The 16,367-nt window shown below is 49.9% G+C and carries 16 protein-coding genes; 5 read left to right on the forward strand and 11 right to left on the reverse strand.

The window, feature by feature from the left end; all coding sequences use genetic code 11:
• The first annotated feature begins 155 nt into the window (after window positions 1-155).
• A complete protein-coding gene (locus LACSTY_RS12525) occupies window positions 156-1,346 on the forward strand; it encodes a hypothetical protein (protein WP_087912860.1) in 1,191 nt (396 codons plus the stop codon).
• 175 nt (window positions 1,347-1,521) lie between these two features.
• Here the strand turns inward: LACSTY_RS12525 and LACSTY_RS12530 are convergent, their stop codons facing one another.
• From LACSTY_RS12530 to purR, 4 genes are all read right to left on the reverse strand, one after another.
• On the reverse strand, window positions 1,522-2,496 hold the full coding sequence (locus LACSTY_RS12530; RefSeq protein WP_003567718.1) for a ribose-phosphate diphosphokinase: 975 nt from the start codon (window positions 2,494-2,496) through the stop codon (window positions 1,522-1,524).
• Window positions 2,497-2,593: 97 nt separating this feature from the next.
• Window positions 2,594-3,982 (reverse strand): bifunctional UDP-N-acetylglucosamine diphosphorylase/glucosamine-1-phosphate N-acetyltransferase GlmU, encoded by a 1,389-nt coding sequence (glmU, locus tag LACSTY_RS12535; protein WP_087912861.1) that lies wholly within the window; start codon window positions 3,980-3,982, stop codon window positions 2,594-2,596.
• 577 nt (window positions 3,983-4,559) lie between these two features.
• Window positions 4,560-5,732: a VanZ family protein gene (locus LACSTY_RS12540; RefSeq protein WP_087912862.1), complete on the reverse strand. Its 1,173-nt coding sequence runs from the start codon at window positions 5,730-5,732 to the stop codon at window positions 4,560-4,562.
• The gene (purR, locus tag LACSTY_RS12545) at window positions 5,729-6,577 is read right to left on the reverse strand and encodes a pur operon repressor (RefSeq protein ID WP_039639926.1); all 849 of its coding nucleotides are present in this window, start codon (window positions 6,575-6,577) and stop codon (window positions 5,729-5,731) included. The genes LACSTY_RS12540 and purR overlap by 4 nt, the downstream gene beginning before the upstream one ends.
• A 220-nt stretch (window positions 6,578-6,797) precedes the next feature.
• Here purR and LACSTY_RS12550 point away from each other — a divergent pair, with 220 nt between their 5' ends.
• Together LACSTY_RS12550 and LACSTY_RS12555 are read left to right on the forward strand one after the other, a co-directional pair.
• Complete coding sequence (locus LACSTY_RS12550; RefSeq protein ID WP_087912863.1) at window positions 6,798-7,448, forward strand: ABC transporter ATP-binding protein; 651 nt, start codon at window positions 6,798-6,800, stop codon at window positions 7,446-7,448.
• On the forward strand, window positions 7,445-8,206 hold the full coding sequence (locus LACSTY_RS12555) for an ABC transporter permease (protein WP_087912864.1): 762 nt from the start codon (window positions 7,445-7,447) through the stop codon (window positions 8,204-8,206). The genes LACSTY_RS12550 and LACSTY_RS12555 overlap by 4 nt, the downstream gene beginning before the upstream one ends.
• A gap of 445 nt (window positions 8,207-8,651) precedes the next feature.
• Here LACSTY_RS12555 and LACSTY_RS12560 read toward each other — a convergent pair whose 3' ends face one another.
• From LACSTY_RS12560 to LACSTY_RS12590, 7 genes are all read right to left on the reverse strand, one after another.
• Window positions 8,652-9,530 (reverse strand): cation diffusion facilitator family transporter, encoded by an 879-nt coding sequence (locus LACSTY_RS12560; protein ID WP_087912865.1) that lies wholly within the window; start codon window positions 9,528-9,530, stop codon window positions 8,652-8,654.
• A gap of 51 nt (window positions 9,531-9,581) precedes the next feature.
• Window positions 9,582-10,460 carry a 4-(cytidine 5'-diphospho)-2-C-methyl-D-erythritol kinase gene (gene ispE, locus LACSTY_RS12565; RefSeq protein WP_047107122.1) on the reverse strand — a complete coding sequence of 293 codons (879 nt, stop codon included), beginning with the start codon at window positions 10,458-10,460 and terminating at the stop codon, window positions 9,582-9,584.
• Between the two features lie 231 nt (window positions 10,461-10,691).
• Window positions 10,692-10,943: a Veg family protein gene (locus LACSTY_RS12570; protein WP_010490958.1), complete on the reverse strand. Its 252-nt coding sequence runs from the start codon at window positions 10,941-10,943 to the stop codon at window positions 10,692-10,694.
• Window positions 10,944-11,052: 109 nt separating this feature from the next.
• On the reverse strand, window positions 11,053-11,949 hold the full coding sequence (rsmA, locus tag LACSTY_RS12575) for a 16S rRNA (adenine(1518)-N(6)/adenine(1519)-N(6))-dimethyltransferase RsmA (RefSeq protein WP_087912866.1): 897 nt from the start codon (window positions 11,947-11,949) through the stop codon (window positions 11,053-11,055).
• The gene (gene rnmV, locus LACSTY_RS12580) at window positions 11,936-12,505 is read right to left on the reverse strand and encodes a ribonuclease M5 (protein ID WP_087912867.1); all 570 of its coding nucleotides are present in this window, start codon (window positions 12,503-12,505) and stop codon (window positions 11,936-11,938) included. The genes rsmA and rnmV overlap by 14 nt, the downstream gene beginning before the upstream one ends.
• Window positions 12,502-13,281, reverse strand: a complete 780-nt coding sequence (locus LACSTY_RS12585) for a TatD family hydrolase (protein ID WP_087912868.1) — start codon at window positions 13,279-13,281, stop codon at window positions 12,502-12,504. The genes rnmV and LACSTY_RS12585 overlap by 4 nt, the downstream gene beginning before the upstream one ends.
• Before the next feature lie 4 nt (window positions 13,282-13,285).
• The gene (locus LACSTY_RS12590; RefSeq protein ID WP_087913301.1) at window positions 13,286-13,780 is read right to left on the reverse strand and encodes a PTS sugar transporter subunit IIA; all 495 of its coding nucleotides are present in this window, start codon (window positions 13,778-13,780) and stop codon (window positions 13,286-13,288) included.
• A gap of 218 nt (window positions 13,781-13,998) precedes the next feature.
• Between LACSTY_RS12590 and LACSTY_RS12595 the strand changes: the two genes are divergently transcribed.
• Both LACSTY_RS12595 and LACSTY_RS12600 read left to right on the forward strand, forming a co-directional pair.
• A complete protein-coding gene (locus LACSTY_RS12595) occupies window positions 13,999-14,997 on the forward strand; it encodes a tagatose 1,6-diphosphate aldolase (RefSeq protein WP_087912869.1) in 999 nt (332 codons plus the stop codon).
• Window positions 14,998-15,176: 179 nt separating this feature from the next.
• On the forward strand, window positions 15,177-16,058 hold the full coding sequence (locus tag LACSTY_RS12600) for an aldose 1-epimerase family protein (RefSeq protein ID WP_087912870.1): 882 nt from the start codon (window positions 15,177-15,179) through the stop codon (window positions 16,056-16,058).
• Window positions 16,059-16,367 lie beyond the last annotated feature (309 nt).

Here is a 16,367-nt window from a genome sequence, read left to right on the forward strand (position 1 = left end):
TCCGAATATTGGCAAATAAGGCACCGCATCGGCATTTTTGTTTATATAAAAATGAGAGTTGCACACAATCGGTTATTGACACCAGCACAATTAAGGTTAAAGTATTCCCCATATTATAATCTTTTTATAATCTATTACTTGAATGGAGGATGCTTATGAATTTCTTAATTGCGTTTACGGTTGTCATGGTCTTTATGACTGTTGGCGAGTGGGTTGCCGCCGCCACTAGAGCCTTCATTCCTTCCGTCTTCATCACTGCGGTTCTGTTCGTCATCGGTTTTTGGACCGTTTTACCTAAAAATGTTGTGGCAACGGCTTCTTTTGGCTCGGGATTCATCACCATCTGCATCGCACTCTTGTTGGTTCATCTCGGAACGCTGATGAATCTGCGCGAGTTGCTTGCCCAGTGGAAGGCCGTTTGCATTGCATTGCTTGGCGTTTGCGGAACTTTACTGCTGACCTTAACATTGGGAACGCTTATTTTTGATTGGAAAACCGTCGTCGCTGCGGTACCACCGTTAACTGGCGGACTGGTTTCTGCCTTACTCATGTCCAGTGGGTTGAAGGCTCAAGGTTTAACAACGTTGGTCGCTTTACCGGTTGCGATGTTCGTCATCCATTCAGTCGTTGGCTATCCGCTAACCTCCGTACTGTTGAAGCAGGAAAGTCACCGACTCCTTAAGCAATTCCGCGCTAACGGTAGCAAGCTCGATCCATCCATTCCCAAAATGCGTCGCGGCGCTGAAGAAAAGGGGGATAACCGTCCTAAGATGATAAAACTGCCTACCCCCTATCAAACCAGTGCGTTTATCATGGCGCGAGTTGCGATCGTCGGCGTGTTGGCCATGGGTTTCGGCACCTTAACTCACAATGTCATTAATTCAAATGTCGTATGTCTGATTTTCGGTGTCATTGCCCACCAAATCGGCTTTTTGGAAGATAACGCGTTGAATAAAGCAGGCGTCTTTAACTGGCTGATGTATGGCCTGCTCGCTTATGTTTTCGGGCAACTTAGTGCAACCACGCCGGCGGTTCTGGCCAGCATTGTGCTGCAAATCGCAGTGCTCATTGTCTTAGGCGTTTCGGGTATGTTCCTAGCCTCTCGTGTGTTGGCTAAACCATTTGGCATGTCCTGGCAAATGGCCTTTTCATGCTCGTTGACGGCGCTGTTCGGATTCCCCGCCGATTATATTTTGACTTCCGAAGTTGCCAGCGCGGTGGCCACTACTGAAGATGAAGAAGAATACTTAACGCAACAAATGATGCCAAAGATGTTAGTTGGCGGATTCGCCACGGTCTCGGTCGCATCCGTTATCATCGCGACGATCTTCCTAAAATTGCTTTAATGCCGTCACTTTGAAGATTGTTGACACATATATAAACGACGACTTTAGTTGAAGATAGCAAAAGTGGCCGACACAACCAAAATGCAAGGTTATGCCGACCACTTTTAAAATACTTATTTTACTGAATATCCCGCTTGTCGAAAGGGAAGCCTCAACAAGCATCAAATCTTTTAAATTATTTCGTAAACCGATTCTCAAACAACGGTGTAACGGAACGGTTCTCCTGAATCCGCATGATGGCACGACCCATCAATGGGCCAACCGAAACAACGTCGAGTTTGTCCATGTGCTTGTCAGCTGGCAAATTAATTGAGTCAGTGACAACGACCTTTTCAATGGCCGAGTGGGTCAAGCGCTCAACCGCTGGGCCAGAGAAAATGGCGTGAGTTGCGGCAACCAGCACTTCAGTTGCGCCGGCATCCTTTAAGGCTTGAGCCGCCAGCGTGATGGTGCCGGCAGTGTCGATCATGTCGTCGATGATGATACATTGCTTGCCGGTCACATTACCAACAATGTTCATGACTTCAGCAACGTTTGGCCGCGGACGCCGCTTGTCGATAATGGCAATTGGCGCTTTAAGGAATTCCGCTAACTTACGGGCGCGGGTAACACCGCCATGATCGGGCGAAACCACAACAGTGTCGGCACCGTCATAATGATTACGCAAGAAGTAGTCAGCCAACAAAGGCGCGCCCACAAGGTGATCCACCGGAATATCGAAGAAGCCTTGAATTTGGGCGGCGTGCAAGTCAAGTGCCAGCACACGGGTCGCACCCGCGCGTTCAAGCATGTTGGCTACCAGTTTCGCCGTAATCGGTTCGCGTGAACGCGCTTTGCGATCCTGCCGCGCATAACCGTAGTAAGGCATTACAACATTGATGGTGTGGGCAGATGCCCGCCGCAACGCATCAATCATAATCAGCAATTCCATCAAGTTGTCATTCACTGGGCTGGATGTCGACTGGATCAGATAAACATCATCCCCACGAATACTTTCTTCGATGTTGATCTGAATCTCACCATCGCTAAAACGTTTCACTGAGGACTTCCCCAGCTTGACACCAACCTCAGCAGCAATTTTTTCTGCTAACGGCTTGTTCGAATTCAAGGCAAAAATCTTTAATCTCGGGTCACCGTATTGCTCAGACATATGTTCCTCCACGAAATATTATAGGCTGCGAAAAATTGTTCCACAAAAAGCTTAGCGGATTGACGGAAAAAAGCAAGCACATGAGACGAATTATAACCTAATTCCAATCTGGATCGTTCGCGACCGGCAACCGTTTCCAGTAATCCTCTTTGGTTGTTTGCCGGGCACGAGCGATGGCCATTGCGTGAAACGGTACGTCTTTGGTAATAGTGGATCCGGCCGCGATAAAGCTGTGGTCTGCCACTTCAACCGGCGCAACGATATTCGAATTGGAGCCGATAAATGCATGATCGCCGATGGTACTTTCCCACTTTTTGACCCCGTCATAGTTGACGAATACCACGCCGCACCCTACGTTAATGTCAGTACCGAGTGTTGCGTTGCCGACATATGTGAGATGGCCAACCTTAGTGCGTGCACCGATTTTGGCCTTCTTAATTTCCACAAAGTTGCCCAAATGGACATATTCGCCAATGTCAGCATCCGGCCGCAAATGCGAGTTCGGACCGATGTCGCTGTGGGCATGCATGATGGCGTGTTCGATCGTTGAACTCGTGACCGTTACATCATTTTCCAGAGTGGCATCGACGAGTTCGGAATGCGTGCCAATGTGGCAATCTTCGCCGATCACGGTCTTACCTTTCAAATAAACGCCCGGTTCGATCACGGTGTCGGCGCCAATTTGAACATCTGAATCAATGTAGGTGGTTGCCGGATCGATTAAGGTAACGCCGTTGCGCATATGCTGTTTGTTGATCCGTTGTTGCATGATCCGAGTCGCCTTGGCCAGCGCGACCCGATCATTGACGCCTAGCGATTCTGTATAATCCGGCATTTGATATGCGGCTACCTTTTCACCGGCTTCACGCAAAATACCGAGAACATCCGGCAAATAATATTCACCTTGGGCATTGTTGTTCTTAACCGAATGCAGTGCCTTAAACAGCGACTGATTATCGAAAACGTAAACGCCTGTGTTGATCTCGGAAATGAGTGCCTCTTCCGGGGTGGCATCTTTTTGCTCGACATTCTTAATCACATTACCGTCAGAATCCCGAATAATTCGGCCATAGCCAGTCGGGTCAGGTGCATTGGCCGTTAAAATAGTGGCTTTTGCACCCTTAGCTTCATGATAAGCAAATAAATCATTTAACGTTTTCGCGGTAAACAGTGGCGTGTCACCGCTGATAATCAGCGTGGCACCGTCTTTTTGGCCTAATAACGGCTCAGCCTGCAAAACCGCATGACCGGTGCCAAGTTGCTCTTCTTGTAAAACGAATTTAGTCCGGTCCCCAAGCGTTTTCTCAACTTCTTCGGCACCGTGCCCCACGATCGTCACAATGGCGTCCGGATGAATCGCTTCAACCTGACTCACCACATGCTCAACCATGCTCTTACCACAAACCGGCTGTAAAACCTTATAATACTTCGACTTCATCCGCGTCCCCTTACCGGCCGCAAGAATGATGGTGAATTTCTTTGACATGCTAAAGCTCCATTCCTAATTGTCTTATTTCATAATAGACCAGCGCGAATGCGGTGACAACAAGTGAGCGTGAACTGGGCCGGTTAGAAACCGAAACATAAGCGGCCTTGGGCGTGATGGCCCGGGCTTAGGCCATTGCGACCAAGGTCCTTATGTGCAGGTTTCTGGCCCAGTGAGCGCGTTATGTAAAGCGCGAGCAGGAGCGCTTAGAAATCGGAGCATAAGTGGCCTCAAGCCTAAATGGCTGGTCTTTGGCCATTTAGGCTTGAGGCCCTTATGTGGAGATTTCTGCGACTGTGAGCGCGTTTTTGTATCGGAAAACTCAGGCCCGGGCTTAGGCCATCGCGCCCAAGGTCCTTATACGCAGACTTCTGCGCCGGTGAGCGCGTTTGAGAAAGCCGCAGAGAACCCAATAGCCTCTGACATACTACGTCAAGCTTAAGCTATTGCGACTAAGACCCTTATGTGCAAGCTCCCTAGTCCAGTAAACACTTTTTGAGACCAACCCCCATCCACACTCTCAAACTCCAAACAAAAACAGACCCGCCTCACAACGGATCTGCCTAAAAAACTACCCTTACTGCTCATTCTCAGCCGCATGTTGCTTAACATCATCCGACACTTTCAACGTACTAATCTGAGTCGTGTCCGCCCACGCATCATAGAAGAACCGATAATGCCGGGTGATCGTTTCCCAAATAAAGTTGAGAATAAACAACATCGCCAAAATGCCGAAAAATCCCAGCGCAGCAAGATTGATCTCGGTTCGATGTCCCTCTCCAAAATACTCGATGAGAAAGTTGCTGAACCCAATCAGACTTGAATAGGCCACACCATATAACAAGCCTTCTCGCAATAAGAGCCGCCAAAAACCAACCGGCCGGCCATCAGTACGAACGATTTTAATCCGAACAAGCCCCTTGCCTAAGGTTTGCCCATCATTAAAGGCGGGCCAGATAACGAAAACAAAGAGCAGCGGTAAAACCATTTCGCTCAAAAAGTCCGGCAACTGCGCTAACCCTAGTAAATGGAACAGGAACCTGATCATCAAGCCAACGATGGTGCTTAATATTATAAAATCAATGAAAAAAGCAACCAGGCGGCGCATCAACGTCACTCGAACGCCACGCGCCTGACTTTTGGCATCCATCGTATCCCGAGATGGCAACGCCCGCATGAAAATCGGGGCCAAAACGCCGCCAATCAAGCCGCCGGTGGTGTTAAGAATCAAATCGTCCACATCAAACAGTCGATACGGCCGCACATAGATGCCATACAGCCCTGACAACTGAGTCAGTTCAAAGAAAAGACTCAAGCCAAAACTCATCATGATGATCTGCGGTACACTGCGCTTGAAATAATAGCGCAGATAAAAGCCGAACGGGATCGTCAAGACGACGTTAAAGAAGGGCTGGATAAACGCGGATTGTTTCAACGCCGCTAACCACGTGTGCGGGTTAGTCGGGGAAAAGACCGTCGTGTGAATAAAGTAGCGCAAAGCCATGAACGGGGTCAGATTATATTTTGGCCCGGTAAACTGCGCAACCGCCTCGCGTGATGGGAGCGGTAAGATAATCAAAAAATAAGCCGATAATAGGTAAAATATGAACGAATAGATCACAATCGCACGCCACCAGCTAAACGCACCGTAGCGCCGATAAACAATCACCAGAAACGGTAGTGCAAGCACCAATGCTAAAAATGGAAACGTGATCAGTGCCGTTTTAACCGGCCCGAGGTAAGCACTCATTGATGGCTCACCTCAAGCAGCTGCTGATTCTGACTAAGAAAGTTCCCGGCAGTGGCATGGAGGGTGTTCGCCTTGGTGTCGACCTTATCAACCCGAATCAGTGAAGTATATTCATTGACCATCCGATCGCCATCAAACTTGCCTTCCGCAAAGACGGTGATGCCAACCATTTCGGCGTTGAATTCGTCAATCAACGCCTTCATGCCATTGACCGTGCCGCCGCCTTTCATGAAGTCGTCGACAATCAGTACCCGCGAATTTGCCGGAAGACTGCGCTTACTCAACTCCATTTTCTCGATCCGCGCCGATGATCCGGAGACATAGTTGACGGAGACTGTCGAGCCTTCAGTAATCTTGGAATCACGCCGCACAATCACGAACGGCACATTCAGATACTGGCTAACACTTTGGGCAATGGGAATACCCTTGGTCGCGACGGTCATCACCGCATCAACCTTGGCATCGCGATACTGGGTGGCAATCAACCGGCCAATTTGCCGTAACACACTTGGCGTTCCAAGCAAATCCGAAAGATAAACATACCCGCCTGGCAACAAGCGATCGGTTTCCGACAGCCGTTTAGCCATGGCGGAAATAAAGTTTTCTGCCTCATCTTCACCCATGATCGGGATGTACCGCACACCGCCTGCCGCTCCCGGAACCGTTTCAAGAATCCCGGTTTGCCGTTGCGCGAAGGTTCGTCTTACGATTGCCAGATCTTCACTAATCGAGGATTTGGCACTTTCATACCGCTTAGAAAAAAACGTCAACGGTATCAGCGTATGCGGCCGTTCTAACAAGTACCTCGTCATATCAATCAAGCGATCACTGCGTCTTACTTTCATTAATCCCGCTCCTAACTCCGAATATTTAGCTCTGTGTTAACATTACATGATAATCTTACCCAGTATAAATGCTTTTACCGAAAATTTCGACCCTTTGACTCGATTTTCTCACCGAACGTTCGCATTTGTTCATTTTGACCCCTGCTGCCTCGCGAGTCGTATCAGTGGCCTCCCACCCATTTCTATATTAGAATGGTTACAAAGAAGGGTAGGGAAAAGTATGAATGCTTTTGAATTACACCACATGACTTTCGCGCCGACAAAAACGGCTATCCTGAATGATATCAATTTAGACATTCCTTGGGGGATTGATCTTACCATTGCCGGGCACTCCGGGTCGGGTAAAAGTACCTTGCTGCGCTTGCTTGCCACGTTACTGACGCCAACAAGCGGCACGATTTTGTATAATGGCAAGCCTCAGTCTGATTACGATCCGATTCTTTATCGGCGGGAGGTATCTTATTGCGCCCAGCAACCTGCCTTGTTTGGCGCCACTGTCGCCGATGATCTGCGTTTTCCATTCGCAATTCGCAACACTGAAATGCCGCGTGAACAAGCTGAAGCGGCACTGGAAAGCGTCGACCTGGCGAAGAGCATGCTTGACGCACCGACACAAAATCTGTCCGGCGGTGAACGCCAGCGTGTTGCCTTATTGCGCCATCTGTTCTTTCCACCTAAAGTCCTGCTGCTGGATGAGGTCACGACTGGACTGGACCCGGACACCAAAGCCGTGATTCACGACCTGCTGGACCGCCAAAACAAAAAGGGGATCACCCTCGTCAGCGTGACCCATGACGAAGGGGAACTGCACATGGCAAAGAACCTCATGACACTGGTAGATGGCCAATTTGAGGAGGTGCCAACCGCATGAATAGTCAGTTAATTGTATCACCCTTAGCGCTTTTGTTGGCGTTAATCTTAGTGGTCATTGCGTTAACGATCAACTTAAAAGAAGAGTTGGGGATGACCAAAGACTTAATCGTTGGTGTCGTGCGCGCCGTCATCCAGCTAACCGTTGTCGGCTTTGTCTTGACCTATATCATTAAAGTCAACACGGTTTGGTTAACGTTAGCTATGGTCGCCATTATTATTTTCAACGCGGCGTGGAACGCCAAAAAGCGGGCTGGCACCATTCCCGATGCCTTTGTCACCAGCTTGCTCGCCGTCACCACCGCAACCGGGCTCACGCTGATCATGCTAGTTTCTGTCCGCGCCATCCGCTTCATTCCCGCCCAGATCGTGCCGATTAGTGGCATGATTGCCAGTAATGTCATGGTGGCGACCGGCTTGGCATACCGCAGTCTGAACACCGAATTCACGGATCTGCGGCCGCAAGTCCTTGAACGCCTCGCTTTGGGCGCCACCCTCAAACAGGCCAGTCAAAAACTCATCGTCAACGCGATCAAAACCGGCATGGCGCCAACGATCGACTCGGCGAAAACAGTCGGACTCGTCAGCTTACCCGGCATGATGTCCGGTCTGATCTTTGCCGGCATCGATCCAACAAAAGCCATTATGTACCAAATCATGGTCACTTTCATGTTACTGGGAGCCACAAGCCTCGGCAGCTTCATTGCCGTTTATCGCAGTTATTCACGCTTTTATAATGATCAAAAGCAGTTACGGTAATCATCAGCTGATAGACATCAAGAAGGCGTAAAAGAACATTTCGTGCCATAATTCGTGGCCGCAATGTAAAGACGAAGCCGCTCCCAAAAAATCGGGAGTGGCTTCGTCTTTAGTTTTCGAATAACTAATTCGCTAAGAACATTAAGATCGTAGTGCCAATGCGGAGCAATCGTAGGCCAGATGGGGCTCAGTGGTGACATTGTTGTTGGCGGGGCGGTTTTTGCCCCGCCTACAACAAGGCCGAGCTTAGAGACTCTGCCGGTTTTGCAGAGGCTCTAAGTCGTGCCCACCACGTTCCAGCCCCAGCTGTCCGGAGATTGCGCAGTTTGGCACGGCACGGAACTCATTGCTTCGGCTTCCCTAATTTGGCCTAAGTTTGGAAGACCGAGAACAGTGCGCTCGAATTATGGCTCGGAACCTTTTTCACTCACGAAATGCTAAGCGTTCAGTAAGGATTTTCCATCTTGTTATCCGGCAAGTACGGACCATATTCGACTTGAATGGTCGTGTGCGCGATGTCAAAGCTCTCCCGCAACGACAGGCTCAAGGCGTCTAGAAAGGCGTCGTTGCCTTCTGGTGTTGTCCGAACCACATGGACCGTCAGCGCCACATCAGTTGTGCTAAGCGCCCAGATGTGCAGATCGTGGCACGAAGCAACGGTCGGGTACGCATTGACCAGCGTTTTAACGGCAATCGGGTCGATTTCCTTGGGAACGGCCGCCATAGCCAAGTTGACCGCATCCCGCAGTAAGTTCCAGGTGCCAATCAAGACCACAATGGCAACCACAATCGACATGACCGGATCAAGCCATTCCCAGCCTGTCAGCATGATCAAGCCCCCGGCTAACACAACACCCAGCGAAACGCCCGCATCGGCTGCCATATGCATGAACGCGCCGCGAATATTCAGATCGTGCTGCGAACCACTGTGGAAAAGGACTGCCGTCGCGCCGTTGACCAAAATCCCGACACCGGCAACCAGCATCATCCAGCCGCCTTCAACCGGCGCATTTTGCGACAGCCGGGTAATCGCTTCGACAATGATCGCGCCCATTGCCACTAGCAAAAAGGCGGCATTTGCCAAAGCGGCCAGAATCGATGAACTTTTGTAACCGTATGTACGCTGTACCGTCGGATGGCGATTCGACAGCCACTCGGCAAACCACGCCAACCCCAAGCCTAAAACATCGCTCATATTGTGAATCGCATCCGCGACCAACGCAACCGAACCGATCCCGATCCCAAAAGCAATTTCAGCAATAATATAAATCAGATTAAGCAGAATGCCCCAAAAAAATGCCTTGTTTGGCTGAACCTGTTCCATATCGTCAATGCCTCATTTCCTCATCCATCATGGTTTAGTGATCCCTAAAAATCAACCCCTAAGCCCACGACCATTTGCGGGCAGACAAAACGGCCGCAACAAATAAACCTCGCGGCAGAAGCCTTTCATGCTGTTGTAAACGCGCATCGCCCGCGAATGTTTCTGGCAAAGGCCAAACACGGTCGGGCCGCTGCCGGACATCTGGGCAATCTCGGCACCATACTTCTCTAACCGATGTTTAAGCGCCGTCATCTCGGGATACCGACTGGCCGTAATCTTCTCCAGAGTATTCCCCATACCGCTGATCATTTGATTAAAATCGTGATTTTGAATCCCGGCGACGACACGCTGGGTATCCGGATGTTCAAGCCCGGCTTGATAGTCAATCGCATTGAGGATGGTTGGCGTTGACACTGATACGCGCGGCTTAGCTAACACCACCCAAAAGTTGGGCAAACTTCCCAACGGCGTCACGACATCCCCACGTCCCGTAACCAGCGACGTCTCCGAATAAACACAGTACGGGACATCGCTATCGACACTCAACCCGATACGCGCCAATTGCGAACGACTATAGCCTAACTCCCAAAGTGAATTCAGGCCGCGCAACACAGCAGCGGCATCACTTGATCCACCGCCCAGTCCAGCCGCAACCGGAATATGTTTTTCGATATGAATCCGCGCACCTTGGCGGATGTTGGCATGACGTTGTAACGCCAGTGCCGCTTTATAAGCCAGATTGCGCGGATCCTCCGGTAAAAAGCCGCTGTCCGTGGAAACCTTGATCGTGCGGCTCGGTTGAATCGTCACATAATCAGCCAAGTCGACTGATGTCATCACCATCTGCCACTCATGTTCGCCGTCAGCATGGCGATACAAGGCATCCAAACTGAGATTAATCTTGGCGGGTGCTTTTTCGATTAGTTCCATGCTAACCACCAGTCTTTGGCGATGCATACCTTTATAGCTACCAAAGTCTAGCTACAAGCGCCGTTGCATGCATCCACCGTATAGTTATTTTTAGTATACTGTTTTGCGTTGTGATTTTCATTGTCGGATTTTAAAAACGGCGTTAGAAGTTAACGGCAAGCAAAAAGCCCTGATGCAAATGCACCAAGGCCTCCTGAAATAAACGATTTAATCGTCGGTTACTATCTGAAATTATGACGCTTTCTCTTCGCCTTCGAAGGTGATCTTGATTGACTTGGTCAAAAGATCTGCGTAACTGTAAGAGACACGCTCGAACGCATTCTCACTTTGGTCAAGATCGACCACAAAAATAGCCGGATAGGTTTCCTTCAAGGTCCCCCGCCGCCGCGTCACTTTCTTGCGTCCAGCTTGTGCAACGACCGTTAAGTTCTCACCGATTTTCCCATCGAGCTTCCGTTTGATGCTTGCTAGTGTGATTGGCATGCACTTCACCTCTTAAATAGCATTCTAACACGAAAGCAAGAAATTTGCAATTATACCACGCACTCTTATTAATCGCAAGCAATAATAAACGCGTAGCAAATGCGTCACGTCAGGCGTCAGCGCGCACGCCGAGCCCTTCTCCTCGCAACGCCGTATCCAGCCGGGCAAAGTCGGCAATTGCCAACTGTTCGGCGCGCGTTTCCGGCGCAATGTTTGCAGCTGCCAGTGCTGTGCGAATCGCTGGCTTGTTTTCCTTGCCAAATAACGCAACAAGGTTGTTCCAAAGCGTTTTCCGTCGGGATGCAAAGGCGCCGCGTACCAAGCGATCGAAACTGTCTGGGTTTGTGACGTCTGCTAATGGCTCGGATCGTTGGGTTAACGTCACAATCGCCGAATCGACATTAGGGGCCGGGACAAAGGCATGGCGGCTGACTGTGAAAGCTGTCGTTACATCTGCCACCAACTGCACAGCAATGCTCAAGCTGCCGTAATCTTTTGACCCCGGCGCCGCACTCAGCCGCGCTGCTACTTCTTTTTGCATCATCACAGTCATGCTGTGCAGCGGCAACCGTGCCCGTAGCAAGTGCAACAAAATCGGCGTCGTGATGTAATACGGCAAATTGGCAACCACCTTCAGGGTATGCTTCCCGTCAAAATGTTCAGCCACCAGCGCGCTTAAATCAGTTTTCAAAACATCTTCATTCACCACTGCAGTATTAGGATAATCGGCCAGCGTTTCGGCCAAAATCGGCAGCAGGCGCTCGTCAATTTCCAACGCCACCACCTGATGGGCGCTTTCGGCAAGAAACTGGGTCAAAGCGCCAATGCCCGGTCCGATTTCGATCACATCATCCTGTGACGACAAATCGGCAGCCGCGACAATTTTTTGCAAAATCTGCGGATCGGTCAGAAAGTTCTGGCCTAAGCCTTTGCGCATGCGAAACCCGTGGCGCTTTAAAATGGCATTGGTCACTGCCGGCTGTGCGACTTTTTCATGCATGGTCATCCTGGCCTCCATTCACTTGATCCAGTGCTGCAAAAAAGGCAGCCCGACTGATACGGAACTCAGTCAAGCGGCGTAATAGCTGTTTGCCATTTGTGTAGCCGATGTGCAACAACTCGCCCAGCTGCTCACGCCGCTGCCGCGAGTCTGTGCCGCCGATCAAATACGCAGCTAACAGGTCCTGCTGGCTGATGATTTGTGGCGCATCCGGCACTTCGGTAAATAAATGCTGAAGCGCTGCCCGTAATGCTGCCGGGGTCGCATGTTCGATGCCCAGCGACCCTTTATGTGCCGGGACGCCTTCTGCCCGCGGCAAAAAAGCGTGAGTCACGCCAGGAACGGCCCGCGAAATTGTTTTGCGGATCTTCTCACCGGGAAAATCCGGATCGGTAAGGACAATCACCCCGCGTTTGGCCTGAGCCTGGCGAATGCGCGCCAAAGTGGCGTCATCAATTGCACTGCCGCGAGTTTCAATGGTATCAATATCGCCAAAAGTTTCTTTTAGTCTTTTTGTATCATCGCGGCCTTCTACGACCACAATTTGTTTAATGGTTGTCATGCGTCTTCCTTTAATCTGAAAATTCGGTGGGCATTGTCCCAAGTCTGTTGGGCAATGACCTCTGCGGTGGTGTCGCGTAATTTTGCCAAAGCTTCAACTACATAACGCGTGTAGCCCGGTTGATTCTGCCGGCCGCGGTACGGTGTCGGCGTCAAGTATGGCGCATCGGTTTCTACCAATAAGCGGTCACTGGGAATGATTTTGGCACTGGCATGCTCTTCCGGCGCATTTTTGAAGCTGACAATGCCGGAATAAGAAATGTACAGACCCAAGTCCAAAAAGCGTCGCGCCCATTCGGCATCACCGGTGAAGCTATGCATAATCGCGCCAAATTGCTCGACATGCGCTGCTTTTAAAATATCGTAAGTATCTTCAAACGCATCCCGGCTATGAATCGACACCGGCATGTGCAGGGAACGAGCCAATTCTAGCTGACGGCGAAAAACGCGGCGTTGGATCTCGCGCGGGGAGGTGTCCCAGTGATAATCCAGCCCGATTTCCCCTAACGCCACCACTTTGGGATCCGCCAACTGCTTTAGCAGCAACGCCTCTTTTGCTGCATCGTAATCCTGACTCGACTCGGGATGCCAGCCGACAATGGCGTATAAGTTGGGATACTCATGGGCTAACGTCAAAGCGCCGGCATTTAACGCTGTATCGGAGCCGACAATTGCCATCTTTTTCACGCCTAGCTGCTGCGCTGCTTCAATGTAGTCGGCTTCCTTGCCGCGATAAGGGGTGTCATTTAAGTGGGTATGCGAATCGAAAATATTCATGCAATCACTGCTTTCTTTCTGCTTCTGCCATTAATGGCGGCAACAAACGGATCACCTGACTCGGCTTCTTAGCGGCAAACAAGTGTTGCAACTGCGCCACTGGTGACTGGGTCAACGCGCGGATCAACTGGGCGATGCGCATTGGCTGCTCCTTAGCGACGGGATTCATTAACATAAACGCCCACTCAACTGGCAGTATGCGGCTAACGTCTGCCAAATCCTTAAACGCAACGGGAATCTCAAAGTGAACCACGACCAATCGCCCTTGCTGCACTAAATCACCTTCCAGATGCGGAATCGCAATGTTTGGCAGCCGATCGGCAATCTGATTCAGCTGCATACCGGACGGAAACGTCTGCTCCCGGGCGATCAGTGCCGCTTCGCCCGCTGGCAGCATCACCTTTTGGGCCACGAGCTCGTGACTGATGACATTAAAAAAATCTTCTTGCGTCGGCGTGTTTAAAAAATAAACCAACGGGGTTGTGCTAAATTCAGCCAAGCCTTTCACCTATCTTTTCATAAACTCGATATGGTTAGAGTATAGCACGCCGCTTGCTGTCCCTCATGATCGGTTCCACTTTTGGTTAAAGCTTCTATTATTCACCCATTTTCTTGGAGTTTCATGAAAATCCTCGGCGAAAAATGTTTATTGTTGTCATTTTGTTCTATACTGAGTTTGTACTGAACATTTAAGGATTACCTAGGAGGTATTTTTACATGTCTGTTAAACTTACTGCTGGTCAGTTAGCACATTTGAAGCAATTGTCCAATGATGACAATGTGATTTCCGCTTTGGCCATCGACCAACGCGGTTCCCTGAAGAAGATGCTTGCAGCCGCTGCCAATAAGCCGGCTGATGAAACCACCATCGTTGATTTCAAAAAGGCTGTTTCTGAAGAATTAACCAAATACGCCAGTGCCATTCTGCTCGATCCAGAATATGGCTTACCGGCTGCCAAGGTGCGCGATCCTAAGTCCGGTCTGTTACTTTCTTATGAAAAGACCGGCTACGATGCCACCGAACCTGGCCGCTTCCCTGATTTGATCGACAACCAGAGTGCATTGCGCATCAAGAACGAAGGCGGCGACGCGGTTAAGTTCTTGCTGTACATTGATCCAGACGAACCAGACTCAATCAACGATCGCAAATATGCCTTTGTTGAACGTGTCGGTGCTGAAGCTAAGGCCAACGACCTGCCGTTGTTCCTTGAATTGGTTTCTTACGATGGTAAGACCAACGAAACCGGCACTGCTGCATGGGCCAAGGCTAAGCCGGAAAAGGTTATCAAGATCACCAAGGAATTCAGCAAGCCGCAATACAACGTTTCTGTTTTGAAGCTTGAAGTTCCGGTTGACCAGAAGTTTGTTGAAGGCTATACCGACGAAGGTGTGACCCCGGTTTACAGCAAAGAAGAAGCTGCTAAGTACTATAAGGCACAATCCGATGCAACGGATCTGCCATTCATCTTCTTGTCTGCTGGTGTTTCCAACGAATTGTTCCTTGAAGAACTCAAATTCGCCAAGGAAGCAGGTTCAACCTTTAATGGTGTCCTTTGCGGCCGGGCAACCTGGAAGCCAGGCGTTAAGCCATTTGCTGCTGAAGGCGAAGCTGCCGGCAAGAAGTGGCTGGAAACCGATGGCAAAGCTAACATCGATCGTTTGAACAAGGTTTTGGCTGAAACCGCCACTCCTTGGACCAACAAGGTTGAAGGTTAGTTCTGATAAATAAGTAAATAGGAGAACTGGCCGAACCAAACAGGCCGGTTCTTTTTTATTTGGTGAATGCGTGCTGATCAATAGCGCCATGCATAAATCCGCGCCAACCATTGCAGCCCACCGGCACAGTGGTAGACTAGTAGATGAATGCGTTTTCTTATACTAGGAGGTAGTTAGGTTTGATCACAATTGAAAATAATCAATTCAAAGCTGGCATTGCCGAACGCGGTGCTGAGTTACAGTCATTAGTCAACAAAAGTGACAACTATGAGTACATCTGGAACGGCGACAAAACTTTTTGGAATCGCCATGCCCCGATTCTTTTCCCTGCGATTGGTAAATCGAATGAGGATCAGTATCGCCTAGGAGCCAAAACATTCCCGATGAGCCAACATGGCTTTGCCCGGGATTACGATTTTGACGTTAGCGATAAAAGTGATTCAGCGGTGACCTTTACGCAACATCAAAGCGCCGAGACGTTGAAAAAGTTCCCGTTTAAATATACGTTAGCCGTCACCTACATGTTGACCAAAGACGGGCTCAGTATTCATTACACCGTGACCAATGACGACAAGGATTCAATGCCGTTTGCACTAGGCTTCCATCCGGCGTTCAATGTGGCGTTAAAGGCTGATGGCAGCTTTGATGATTATGATCTTACGGTTGAACCGCTGAATAGTCCCTTGCAGCGGTTCGGCATCGGCCCGGTGCCGTTCCGTAATGGCGACGTCGAGGACATTCCCGGCGCAGAAAGTAATAAACTGCCATTGACGCACGAGTTGCTAGATGGGGGCTTGGTTATCCTCGCCAACAGCGAAATCATGAAAGCGACCCTATCATCCCCGCACCACGATCACAGCGTCACGCTCGATATCAATGACTTCCCTTACCTCACCATCTGGAGCCCTGAACATAAAAAGGCACCATTCATTGCCGTTGAGCCATTTGACGGTCTGCCTGACCAAGCCGGCGAACCATCCGACTGGTACACCAAGCTTGGCAACACCACCTTGTCAGCAGGTGCCAATAAGCAGCTGGCGTTGAAGATTGCTTTGCATTAAGCGGGTGCCTTCTCTGAAACTGAGTCTCAGCCTCATTCAGAAAATAATTAGGCTAAAATTTCCATGCCGTGCCAAACTCCGCAATCTCCGGCCAGCTGGGGCTGGAACGTGGTGGGCACGACTTTGAGCCTCAGCAAAACCGGCTGAGTCTCAAAGCTCGGCCTTGTACTACGCTGGGAAGACCGCCCAGCTAGTACAATTTCACCACTGAGCCCCATCTGGCCTACGATTGCTCCGCCTTGGCACTAAATTTCAAGGCTCCTAACAAATTATCTATATTAACGAAAAAAAGTGAACCCATTTTCAAAA

Source organism: Lacticaseibacillus styriensis, assembly GCF_030770295.1.
Taxonomy (GTDB): domain Bacteria; phylum Bacillota; class Bacilli; order Lactobacillales; family Lactobacillaceae; genus Lacticaseibacillus; species Lacticaseibacillus casei.

What these genes read in the sequence shown, in the direction of transcription:
- LACSTY_RS12525 (WP_087912860.1), top strand. Translation starts at nt 156, where the DNA reads ATGAATTTCTTAATTGCGTTTACGGTTGTCATGGTCTTTATGACTGTT.
- LACSTY_RS12530 (WP_003567718.1), bottom strand. Translation starts at nt 2,496, where the DNA reads ATGTCTGAGCAATACGGTGACCCGAGATTAAAGATTTTTGCCTTGAAT.
- glmU (WP_087912861.1), bottom strand. Translation starts at nt 3,982, where the DNA reads ATGTCAAAGAAATTCACCATCATTCTTGCGGCCGGTAAGGGGACGCGG.
- LACSTY_RS12540 (WP_087912862.1), bottom strand. Translation starts at nt 5,732, where the DNA reads ATGAGTGCTTACCTCGGGCCGGTTAAAACGGCACTGATCACGTTTCCA.
- purR (WP_039639926.1), bottom strand. Translation starts at nt 6,577, where the DNA reads ATGAAAGTAAGACGCAGTGATCGCTTGATTGATATGACGAGGTACTTG.
- LACSTY_RS12550 (WP_087912863.1), top strand. Translation starts at nt 6,798, where the DNA reads ATGAATGCTTTTGAATTACACCACATGACTTTCGCGCCGACAAAAACG.
- LACSTY_RS12555 (WP_087912864.1), top strand. Translation starts at nt 7,445, where the DNA reads ATGAATAGTCAGTTAATTGTATCACCCTTAGCGCTTTTGTTGGCGTTA.
- LACSTY_RS12560 (WP_087912865.1), bottom strand. Translation starts at nt 9,530, where the DNA reads ATGGAACAGGTTCAGCCAAACAAGGCATTTTTTTGGGGCATTCTGCTT.
- ispE (WP_047107122.1), bottom strand. Translation starts at nt 10,460, where the DNA reads ATGGAACTAATCGAAAAAGCACCCGCCAAGATTAATCTCAGTTTGGAT.
- LACSTY_RS12570 (WP_010490958.1), bottom strand. Translation starts at nt 10,943, where the DNA reads ATGCCAATCACACTAGCAAGCATCAAACGGAAGCTCGATGGGAAAATC.
- rsmA (WP_087912866.1), bottom strand. Translation starts at nt 11,949, where the DNA reads ATGACCATGCATGAAAAAGTCGCACAGCCGGCAGTGACCAATGCCATT.
- rnmV (WP_087912867.1), bottom strand. Translation starts at nt 12,505, where the DNA reads ATGACAACCATTAAACAAATTGTGGTCGTAGAAGGCCGCGATGATACA.
- LACSTY_RS12585 (WP_087912868.1), bottom strand. Translation starts at nt 13,281, where the DNA reads ATGAATATTTTCGATTCGCATACCCACTTAAATGACACCCCTTATCGC.
- LACSTY_RS12595 (WP_087912869.1), top strand. Translation starts at nt 13,999, where the DNA reads ATGTCTGTTAAACTTACTGCTGGTCAGTTAGCACATTTGAAGCAATTG.